We start from the raw sequence: 11,127 nt of genomic DNA, 5'->3' as shown, positions 1-11,127 counted from the left end.
CTCACCTCCGAATAGGCACAGGAACACGTTCAATGATTTGTCTTAAAATCGCCTCTCGTTCTTCTTCACTAGTACGATTTTTTAATTGCAAGCGATGGCCAAACACTGCGGGTAAAATTTTTTGCAAATCTTCTGGAATGACATATTGACGGCCTTGTGTTAACGCATAGGCTTTTGCTCCACGGACAAATGCCACGCTTCCGCGAGGACTGACACCTAAGTTTATCCCTTGATGATTGCGGCTTGCTTGCACTAGTTGTAACGCATATTTGACAACATTTTCTTGGACAAAAACATTCTCTACTAATGCTTTTAATTCATCGACTTCTTGTTCAGTCAAAACACGACGAATAACTGCTGATTGTTGCTGTCCCAGCATTAAAGCTAGTTCATCTTCAGAAGAAGGATAGCCAATTTTCAAGCGGAATAAAAAACGATCCAGTTGGGCTTCTGGCAATGGATACGTTCCTTCATATTCAATTGGGTTTTGCGTAGCTAGCACAAAAAAGTGGGGGGATAATGAATAGGTTTGATTATCAATCGTGACCTTTCCTTCTGACATCGCTTCTAACAAGGCCGCTTGCGTGCGAGGACTGGTTCGATTGATTTCATCAGCTAATAAAACAGTAGTGAAAATAGGCCCTTGGCGAAACTCAAATTGATTGGTTTGATTATTAAAAATAGACACACCTAAAATATCACTTGGAAATAAATCGGGGGTAAACTGTACACGGGAGAATTTTCCATGTATTGCTTGGGCCAGTGTTTTAATCATTAATGTTTTCCCTACACCAGGAATATCTTCAAATAAAACATGGCCTCCAGCTAACAAAGAAGCTACTGTTAATTGAATAACTTCTCGTTTTCCCAAAATAACTTTTTCCACTTCGTCAATTAATTCAGGGATTTTTTTCGTTAATTCTTCGCTCATTTGCTTCCTCCTTTTAAAAGACTCGTTAGTCATTTCTGAATTTTCTTACTATTATTGATAAAAAATAAGAGAAAAATCAGGATGATTTCTCTCTCGTTTTTTATTTTACAAACCGATTTCTTTACGGACAACTTCCGCAATTTTATCGACATAATAATTCACTTTTTCGTCGGTTGGTGCTTCTGCCATCACGCGTAATAATGGTTCTGTACCAGAAGGACGAACTAAAATACGACCTTCACCGTTCATTTCTGCTTCAGCTTCTTCGATTACCGCTTTAATTGCAGGGACTTCCATCGCACCATTTTTATTGGACACACGGATATTCACTAATTTTTGTGGGTAAATCGTCACTTCATCGGCTAATTCCGATAATTTTTTCCCTGTTTGTTTCATAATGCTTAACAATTGAATGCCTGATAACATCCCATCACCCGTCGTGTTAAAGTCTAAAAAGACCATGTGACCAGATTGTTCGCCACCAAAATTATAGTCATTTTTACGCATTTCTTCCACCACATAACGGTCGCCAACTTGCGTAATCACATCTTTTAAGCCAATTGCTTCCACAGCTTTGTGGAAACCTAAGTTACTCATAACGGTCGTCACAATCGTGTCTTTTTTCAAGCGTTTTTGTTGCGCCAAATGTTTGGCACAAATGTACATGATTTTATCGCCATCCACGATTTGACCACGTTCATCTACCGCAATAATCCGATCGCCATCGCCATCAAACGCTAATCCTGCATCTGCGCCTTTTTCCACAACAAATGCGGCTAATTTTTCAGGATGTGTGGAACCCACACCATCATTGATATTTAAACCATTCGGTGAAGTGCCTATTGTGTAGAAATCTGTTTCTAAATCTGCAAATAAACGGTTGACAGAAGACGCGGTGGCACCATTCGCTGCGTCGATACATACTGTTAGACCAGATAAATCGCCACTAATCGTTTGTTGTAAGAATTGTGAATATTTCAATAAGCCTTCTGGAAATTCTTCTACCGTTCCTAAGCCGTCTGCAGATGGACGTGGTAAGGTATCTTCTTCTGCATCTAATAACGCTTCAATCTCTGCTTCTTGCTCGTCAACCAATTTAAAGCCGTCATTACCGAAAAACTTAATCCCATTGTCTTGCGCAGGATTATGTGACGCTGAAATCATGACGCCTGCGCTGGCTTTTTGAATACGTGTTAAATACGCTACACCCGGTGTCGAGATAACCCCTAATTGGAAGACTTCAATGCCGACTGAAAGTAATCCCGCAACTAGGGCACTTTCCAATAATTGTCCAGAAATACGTGTATCACGACCAACAAGTACGCGTGGACGTTTGTCTCCTGTTTCATGTTGACTTAATACATAACCGCCACAACGACCTAATTTAAACGCTAACTCCGGTGTCAATTCCTTATTGGCTTCGCCGCGGACACCATCCGTACCAAAATATTTTCCCATAATTATTGTTCCTCTCCCATTGTCTCTTGTTCTTCAATTATTGAAGATGATTCTTGAGTACTGTCTTCAGGTATCGTTTCTTCACTAAAACTAGAAGTTATCTCTGGTTCGATTGAAGAAATTGTTCCTTCAGAAGAGGGCACTGTTTTTACGGAAGTTTGTGGTACATTTTGTCCACTTTCCATAGCTGTTTCGTGACTCTCTTCTGTTGTCGATACACTAGATGACCTTGTTGAACTACTTTCTTCTATAAACACTGGTGATATTTCTACAGTCACTTGATTGGGTGTTGCTACCACACCTTCTTCTGTTGGAATAGTCACCACTTTTTTAGTTGCCTTTTGTACATCAGATACATCCACAGGCACACCGATACTTTCGATTGTATCTAATATTTGCTGTGGACCAGAAATTGTGGCTTGTGTCCGATCCAGTAGAAAATCAAAATGTGAAATGCCTGTTGCTTTTGTTCCTTGCTGACTAGCATACAGGCTAACCAATTTTTCCGGCACAGAAACTTGAACACTCACTTCAACTGATTGAGGATCAATTTCTGTTTGTAAAATCTCACCATTTTTATCTACGGCATAAACAGGCGCTTCGACTGTTTGATTCGCTGTTGCACCTTTTAACGCATCGACATCTGCGACAATTTTAGCAATATCTTTAAGTGTTTGGTCACCAGTAGTTACAGTTACTTCACTTGGTTCAGACACTATTTTATCTAATTGAAAGCCATCTTGCAAATTTTCTTCAGAATAATTAAGTTCCACTGGAAATTTTTGAGTTACTTTCTTTTCAATTGTTACTGTAAAAATTCTTGAATCAATTTTTCCAGTCACACTATTGCTCATATCTTGAATTTCTAACAATACATCATGTGTTCCGACATCTAAGTCCGTTAAATCTGCAACTACGCGAAAGTTTCGTGTTTCTGAATTTTTCTCAGCATTTAATTGCACACGATTCACACTCGATAATTTCACGTCAACAGTTGGTTGATAGCCTTGGATAAAATATTTATCTGAATCATAGATTGTTTGGATTGGTACATCATTTACCGTCTCTTCATACGCACTCGGTGTGATTAAACTATTTTGAAGAGTCGATCCATTAGCATTAAAAAATAACACTAAACTAAACAACAAAGCCAACAATCCATACATGATGTTGCTTTTTCTCTGCTTAGTAAACATTATTTACCTCCTTTGTTCAATCTATTCAATTCATCTAAAATCATGTGAAAAATATTTTTCTTTTCTTTGGGTTTCTCTTCCAAAATAAATGCATCATTTAGCATGTTTAAATATTTTTCTTGACTTAAATCTGGATATAATTGATTGTTCAACGTGATGCTCACATTTCCCGTTTCTTCAGAAACAATAATTGTTAATGCATCACTTACTTCAGAGACACCTAACGCGGCACGATGTCTTGTACCAAATTCTTTTGGTAACAACACACTATCTGATAATGGTAAATAGGCACAGGACACAGATATTTTTCCATCTCGAATAATTACAGCACCATCATGCAACGGTGTATTTGGAATAAAAATGTTAATCAATAGTTCTCCTGTGATATCTGCATCTAAAGGAATTCCTGTTTCAATATATTCCTCTAAACCTGTATTACGTTCAATCGTAATCAATGCCCCAATTTTTCGTTTGGACATGTATTGAATTGCTTTATCAAATGATTTAATCATTTCTTCATCTTTATTTTTTTCATTTTTTGAAGGAGTAAAGAATGTCGTTCGACCTAGATGTTCTAAACCACGTCGAATTTCTGGTTGAAAAATAACAATTGCCGCTATGACCCCATAAGTGATGACTTGGTCCATTAACCACGACAATGTGTGTAGTCCAATCAATTCTGCTACAAAACGAATTCCAATGAACATCGCTACTCCTTTAAATAACTGGATAGCTTTCGTTCCTCGCACAAGTTGGATTAATTTATATACAATATACCAAACAACAATAATGTCTAATACATTTATTAAAAAGGGTAATGAAAATACATCAATAGATAACAATTGTCTCCAATATTCTAAGTTAAATAATTCGCCAATATTAAGTTTCATACTAACAGCCTTCCTTTATTCTAAGACTTGTTCTTCTATTAGTATAGCATAGGTTTTTTTCTGGTGGCGACAAAAAAAGCTCTTCTTTGAAAATTTTCCGACTTACCTCAAAACAAGCAACTTTTCATTCCATCAAAAATTCGTTACACTAGACGATAAAGGGAGGAATTATCATGGATATTTCAGTCATTAAAGCCAATGAAACAAACCAAGAATATGGTATTTTAGTAGGAGAAACTGCACCAAAACAATTATTAGAATTTATTAATGTTCGTTGCCCGTATTGCAAAAAATGGTTTGAAGAGACGCGTGACACATTAGATGAAGCGATTGCTGCAAAAAAAATTCAACGACTCATTAAATTAGTGGATCGCCAAAAAGAATCGTTACAGCGAGGCAATGTAATGCATCGTTTTGTCACAACAAATGATGCCCAGCAAACACTTGCGGATTTAACAAAGATTTTTGATACCCAAGCACAGTGGGGTCATTTATCATTGGAGGAGGTTGCGGCATTCGCGAAAAATGAACTGCAGTTAACAGAGCACAATCATTTGGACTACGCAGAAAAATTAGTAGCAGAAACCGAACGTGCCAATATTAAATTTGTCCCAACAGTGATTATTGATTCACATATTTTTGATGAAACGATTGATCAAGATACACTAAAAAGTTATTTTAATTAATAAAAACCAAGCAAGTTCTTTCCAACTTGCTTGGTTTTTTAAGTAGCATTTTCACGTAATCGATCAGCAAATTCGTTAATTTTACGAATCCGGTGATTAATCCCTGATTTTGAAATCACACCAGAAGGCATCATTTCACCGAGTTCTTTTAGACTAACCTCTGGATGTTCTAAACGTAATTCAGCAATTTCTTGTAATTTTTCTGGTAATGATTGTAAGCCTACACGGTCTTCAATATATTGAATATTTTCAATTTGCTTCGACGCTGCATCAATCGTTTTATTCATATTGGCAGTCTCGCAATTGACCAAACGGTTCACTGAATTCCGCATATCTCTGACAATTCGCACATCTTCAAACTTTAACATCGAATTGGTTGCCCCAATTAATGTTAAAAAATCAGCAATATGTTCGGCTCCTTTGAGATACGAAATATAGCCATTCCGTCGTTCTAAAGTTCGGGCATTTAAACCATAGTAATTTAACATATTACAAATATCTTGATTGTGCTCTTCATAAATCGAATAAATCTCTAAATGGTACCGACTTGTTTCTGGATTATTGATAGAGCCAGACGCCATAAATGCGCCCCTAAGATACGAGCGCATTTTTTGAGCATTCCCCATAATTTCTCCTGAAACATGACTATGAAACATTAAGCCATCCATAATTCCTAAATCATCTAAAACAGCTTGTGTTTCCTGTTTTAAACGAACAATATAGACGTTATTTTTTTTCAATTTCATTTTTCGACGAACCAATAATTCACTACGAACATCATAGTGATCTTTGAGTAGAGAATAAATTCGACGTGCAATCGCAGCATTTTCAGTTTGCATATTTAAAATCATTTGTTGATTGGATAAACTAATCGATCCATTCATGCGAATCAATGCAGCTAATTCTGCTCGGGCATGTTCACGATGAACTTCTAAAGCCGTCAGTTCTTTTTTTACATCTGCTGCAAAAGACATCTTATTCTCCTCCTCTCTTTAATTTTTTAATTTTGCACCATAAACAATGCGTAATAATTCTTGCACCACTTTTTCGCCATCATGAAACACACCATTGTCTCTCAACTCTAAAAAATCAGTTGATACAACACGACAACTTTCTTCGCGTAAACCATTGAAATCATGTTTTACTTGAACTAAGTATTCATCATATGTTTCAGTATCCATGTAACCTTCAGGTACCGGCTCTGTATTTACGAGCACCGTATCTACAAATTTCGCTTTTAAATGTTGATGTAAAACACGCACATGATCGGCATCTGTAAAATGTTCCGTCTCACCTTTTTGAGTCATAATGTTGCAGATATAGACCGTCTCAGCAGACGTTTCCAACATTGCTTGTCCTATATCAGAAATCATTAAGTTAGGCAAAATACTAGTAAACAAACTGCCTGGTCCCAAAACAATCATATCGGCCTCTAAAATCGATGTTACAACTTTGCGGGCAGGTTTTGGTTCATCATCATTTGCATGATTCCGAACGTATACATGATCAATCGTTTTACGATCTAAAGCAATTTTAGATTCTCCCACAGCAGTTGTTCCATCTTTAAATACTGCGTGCAATACTAAAGGTTCATCCGAAGATGGATAAACACGACCATCGACATGCATCATTTTTGATAATAATTGTACTGCTTCATAAGTACTGCCGCGCATTTCAGACATCGCCGCAATAATTAAATTTCCTAACGCATGATTCGCTAAAAATTTATCTTCTTTATTAAAACGATATTGAAAAATATCTGAATACAATTTAGGCATATCCGATAAAGCGACTAAGACGTTCCGTAAATCTCCAGGCGGGGTCATTGTTGACACAGAATCACGTAATTGACCACTACTCCCTCCATCATCTGCGACAGTAACTACAGCAGTAATATCAACACCTTGATTTCGTAATCCCTTTAAGATAACCGGTAAACCAGTACCACCACCTACAACAACAATCTTCGGTTTTCTGATACGGTACGTTTTCATTTTCATGAGCGATTCACCGTTTCTTTTCGCTTATCTTTATCACGATGAGTAATATTCACTTTATACTCTTCAGATAAAACTTTACCCACACGTTCAGTTAAAGCAACCGAACGGTGTTGCCCACCTGTACAGCCAATCGCAATCGTTAAACTACTTTTTCCTTCTTTGACATATCCAGGCATAATTGTTTGTAATAAGCTTAAAAATTGTTGATAAAATGCTTCTGTCTCATCAAAAGACATCACATATTCATAAACTGGTTTATCCATTCCTGTTAAAGGACGTAATTCACTAATATAATGCGGATTTGGTAAAAAACGCACATCCATCGCAATATCGGCATCAATTGGCAACCCATATTTAAAACCAAATGAGACCATTTCAATTCGAAAACCGTGATCTTGCGAATGACGAAATTCCTCATTAATCTTTTCACGTAATTGGCGCGGGGTTAAATTCGTTGTATCAATCACAATCGATGCTTTCGTTTTTAAATCATCTAAAATGGCCCGTTCTTTGCGAATCCCTTCTGTCACTAAACCATCCATCGCTAACGGATGCGTACGACGTGTTTCTTTATAACGAGACACTAGTTCAATATCAGACGCATCTAAAAATAGGACGCGAGTATCAATAAAAGCAGTATTTTCAATATCGATTAACATACTTTGGATTTCTTCAAAAAATGAACGAGAACGTAAATCGACCACTAACGCGATTTTCGTTACTTTACCTGATTCTTTAATTAATTCCCAGAATTTAGGAATTAAGCTTGGAGGCATGTTATCAATACAGAAATACCCCATATCTTCAAAACTTTGGATTGCGACTGTTTTACCAGCACCACTCATCCCTGTAATAATAACTAATTCTAAACTTTCTCCCATCGTTCTTGCTCCTCTCATCTATTGCAGTCATCTGCAATTCAATGTTTACATTTCATTATATCATTCCGGGCGTATCATTGCGAATTTTTCTGATTCTCTTTAAAGAAAAAAAGCCATCTAGAATCGCTTCTGATCGCTTTTTCTCTATTTGAACGGATAGAACTTATAGGTGGAACTCCTTTAAGGATATTCCAACTGTCTTTGATTCTATCTAACCTCTATGATTGTCGCAAGTTTTTTATTAGAATTTTCTATAAATTTAATGCTTTTCCAAAACAGTCTTCAAGTATTTCCCTGTATAGCTATCTTTTACTTGAGCAATTTCTTCTGGGGTTCCTGTTGCTAGAATTGTTCCGCCACCTTCGCCACCTTCTGGCCCTAAATCAATCACGTGATCGGCCGATTTGATGACATCCAAGTTGTGTTCAATTACTAAAACCGTATTGCCTGCATCTACCAAACGCTCTAACACTTTTAATAGACGAGCAATATCATCAGAATGAAGTCCCGTAGTTGGTTCATCTAAGATATAGAAACTTTTACCATTTGATTTTTTATGAAGCTCACTTGCCAACTTCATACGTTGTGCTTCGCCTCCAGATAGCGTCGTAGCAGGTTGACCCAATGTTACATAACCTAAACCAACATCAACAATCGTTTGCAGTTTTCGATGGATTTTGGGAATATGTTTAAAGAATTCTACCGCATCTTCAACTGTCATATCTAAGATTTCAGAAATATTCTTTCCTTTATAATGAACTTCAAGAGTTTCTGAATTGTATCGTTTACCATGACAAACTTCACAAGGAACATAAACATCTGGTAAAAAGTGCATTTCAATTTTGATAATGCCGTCACCTTTACATGCTTCACAACGACCACCTTTTACATTAAAACTAAAACGTCCTTTTTTATAGCCACGGATTTTTGCTTCATTCGTTTGAGAAAACAAATCACGAATATCATCAAAAACACTAGTATACGTCGCAGGATTACTACGCGGTGTTCGCCCGATTGGACTTTGATCAATATCGATAATCTTTTCGATACTCTCATAACCGGTCATTTTTTTGAAACGCCCGGGTTTATTGGAATTACGGTTAATTCTTTGCGCCAAAGCTTTTTTCAAAATTTCATTGACTAATGTTGATTTACCAGACCCAGAAACCCCCGTTACCGCTACAAACTGACCTAAAGGAAAGGCAATAGTGACATTTTTAAGATTATTTTCCGATGCACCAGTAATTTTAATCGCTTGACCATTGGATTGTCGTCGTTCTTTTGGTACCGGAATGCATCTTTTGCCTGATAAATATTGTCCTGTTAATGATTTTGGATTGGCTGCAACTTCTTCCGGTGTTCCTGCAGCTACAATTTCACCACCAGCATGACCAGCACCTGGACCCACATCAATTAAATAATCGGCCGCTTTCATCGTGTCTTCATCATGTTCAACCACAATTAATGTATTTCCTAAATCACGCATTTTCCGTAATGAATCTAATAAACGATCATTGTCTCGTTGATGCAAACCAATTGACGGTTCATCCAAAATATATAATACACCAGAAAGATTGGAACCAATTTGTGTCGCTAAACGAATCCGCTGTGCTTCGCCTCCAGATAAGGTTCCTGCTGATCGACTTAACGTTAAATAATCTAATCCCACATTTTCCAAGAAACTCAAGCGGTCGTTGATTTCTTTGACAATTGGCCGCGCAATAATTGCTTCTTGCTCACTTAATTCTAACCCTTCGACAAAAGGAACAGCTTTATTAATCGCTAATTCGCTAATTTCACCAATATGTTTGTCATTAACTTTCACAGATAAGGCTTGAGGATTTAATCGGTATCCTTGACAAGATTTACATGTTAATTCCGTCATGTATAAACGCATTTGATCACGTGTAAAATCGCTATTTGTTTCATGATAACGGCGCTTGATATTCGTTAAGACACCTTCAAAAGGTACTTCGACGTCACGAACACCTCCAAAATCATTTTCATAATGGAAATGGAACAACTCACCATTTGAACCATTCAAAATAATCTCGCGTTGTTCTTCTGGTAATTCTTCAAAAGGTGTATCCATATCGATATTAAATTCTAAACACGCTTGCTCCAACATTTGTGGATAGTATTGGGAACTAATTGGATTCCACGGAACTAACGCACCCTCACGTAACGTTTTGGTTTGATCTGGGATGACTAAATCAACGTCCACTTCTAGTTTCATTCCTAAACCATCACATTCAGCACAAGCCCCAAATGGTGCATTAAAAGAGAACAGACGCGGCTCTAATTCGCCAACTGTAAAACCACAATAAGGACAAGAGTAATGCTCGCTAAACAATAACTCTTCTTGTCCGATAACGTCCACAACGGCATAACCTTCCGCCAAACGCAAAGCTGCTTCAAACGAATCAAATAGACGGGAACGAATTCCTTCTTTCACCACGATACGGTCAATAATAATCGCAATATCATGTTTTTTATTTTTTTCAAGTTCAGGTGCTTCTGAAATATCATAGATTTCCCCATCTACACGAATTCGGACATAACCTTCGCGTTGAATCATCTCAAAGACACGCTTGTGTTGTCCTTTCTTTTGGGTCACTACAGGTGCTAAAATTTGAATTTTACTACGATCGGGTAACTCCAAGACTTGATCTACCATCTGTTCCACAGATTGGCTAGTAATTTCAATATGATCATTCGGACAAATTGGATGACCAATTCGTGCATAAAGAAGTCGTAAATAGTCATTAATTTCAGTAACTGTTCCCACTGTTGAACGCGGATTCTTACTGGTTGTCTTTTGGTCAATAGAAATAGCTGGACTCAAGCCATCAATGCTATCAACATCTGGTTTATCCATTTGACCTAAAAACTGACGCGCATACGCAGAAAGACTCTCGACATAACGTCGTTGCCCTTCTGCATAAAGCGTATCAAATGCTAGTGAACTTTTACCTGACCCCGATAAGCCGGTCACTACGACTAATTGGTCTCTTGGGATAGTTACATCAATATTTTTTAAATTATGCGCACGTGCGCCATGAATCACGATTTTATCGTTCGCCAT

9 protein-coding genes are annotated in these 11,127 nt (G+C 37.3%); 1 reads left to right on the top strand and 8 read right to left on the bottom strand.

The window, feature by feature from the left end:
- Window position 1: 1 nt before the first annotated feature.
- From PYW32_RS05715 to cdaA, 4 genes are all read right to left on the bottom strand, one after another.
- Complete coding sequence (locus tag PYW32_RS05715) at window positions 2-931, bottom strand: AAA family ATPase (RefSeq protein ID WP_016175285.1); 930 nt, start codon at window positions 929-931, stop codon at window positions 2-4.
- Between the two features lie 105 nt (window positions 932-1,036).
- Window positions 1,037-2,389, bottom strand: a complete 1,353-nt coding sequence (glmM, locus tag PYW32_RS05710) for a phosphoglucosamine mutase (protein ID WP_016175286.1) — start codon at window positions 2,387-2,389, stop codon at window positions 1,037-1,039.
- 2 nt (window positions 2,390-2,391) lie between these two features.
- Window positions 2,392-3,585, bottom strand: coding sequence for a CdaR family protein (locus tag PYW32_RS05705; protein ID WP_016175287.1), 1,194 nt, complete (start codon window positions 3,583-3,585; stop codon window positions 2,392-2,394).
- Window positions 3,585-4,475, bottom strand: coding sequence for a diadenylate cyclase CdaA (gene cdaA, locus PYW32_RS05700; protein ID WP_016175288.1), 891 nt, complete (start codon window positions 4,473-4,475; stop codon window positions 3,585-3,587). The genes PYW32_RS05705 and cdaA overlap by 1 nt, the downstream gene beginning before the upstream one ends.
- Before the next feature lie 173 nt (window positions 4,476-4,648).
- On the opposite strand from cdaA, the gene PYW32_RS05695 reads away from it, so the two are divergent.
- Complete coding sequence (locus PYW32_RS05695) at window positions 4,649-5,161, top strand: thioredoxin domain-containing protein (protein ID WP_016175289.1); 513 nt, start codon at window positions 4,649-4,651, stop codon at window positions 5,159-5,161.
- A gap of 38 nt (window positions 5,162-5,199) precedes the next feature.
- Here PYW32_RS05695 and whiA read toward each other — a convergent pair whose 3' ends face one another.
- The 4 genes from whiA to uvrA all read right to left on the bottom strand — a co-directional run bounded on the left by whiA (window position 5,200) and on the right by uvrA (window position 11,127).
- Entirely contained in the window at window positions 5,200-6,135 is a 936-nt protein-coding gene (gene whiA, locus PYW32_RS05690) for a DNA-binding protein WhiA (protein WP_016175290.1), read from the bottom strand.
- Between the two features lie 18 nt (window positions 6,136-6,153).
- Window positions 6,154-7,161 (bottom strand): gluconeogenesis factor YvcK family protein, encoded by a 1,008-nt coding sequence (locus tag PYW32_RS05685; RefSeq protein ID WP_016175291.1) that lies wholly within the window; start codon window positions 7,159-7,161, stop codon window positions 6,154-6,156.
- Window positions 7,158-8,042 (bottom strand): RNase adapter RapZ, encoded by an 885-nt coding sequence (gene rapZ, locus PYW32_RS05680; RefSeq protein WP_016175292.1) that lies wholly within the window; start codon window positions 8,040-8,042, stop codon window positions 7,158-7,160. The genes PYW32_RS05685 and rapZ overlap by 4 nt, the downstream gene beginning before the upstream one ends.
- A 259-nt stretch (window positions 8,043-8,301) precedes the next feature.
- Entirely contained in the window at window positions 8,302-11,127 is a 2,826-nt protein-coding gene (gene uvrA / locus PYW32_RS05675) for an excinuclease ABC subunit UvrA (protein ID WP_016175293.1), read from the bottom strand.

The sequence above is a fragment of the Enterococcus saccharolyticus subsp. saccharolyticus genome, assembly GCF_029023825.1.
Lineage (GTDB): Bacteria > Bacillota > Bacilli > Lactobacillales > Enterococcaceae > Enterococcus_F > Enterococcus_F saccharolyticus.
The sequence above is the reverse complement of the archived record's forward strand: the minus strand, read 5'-3'. Positions and strand labels throughout refer to the sequence as shown.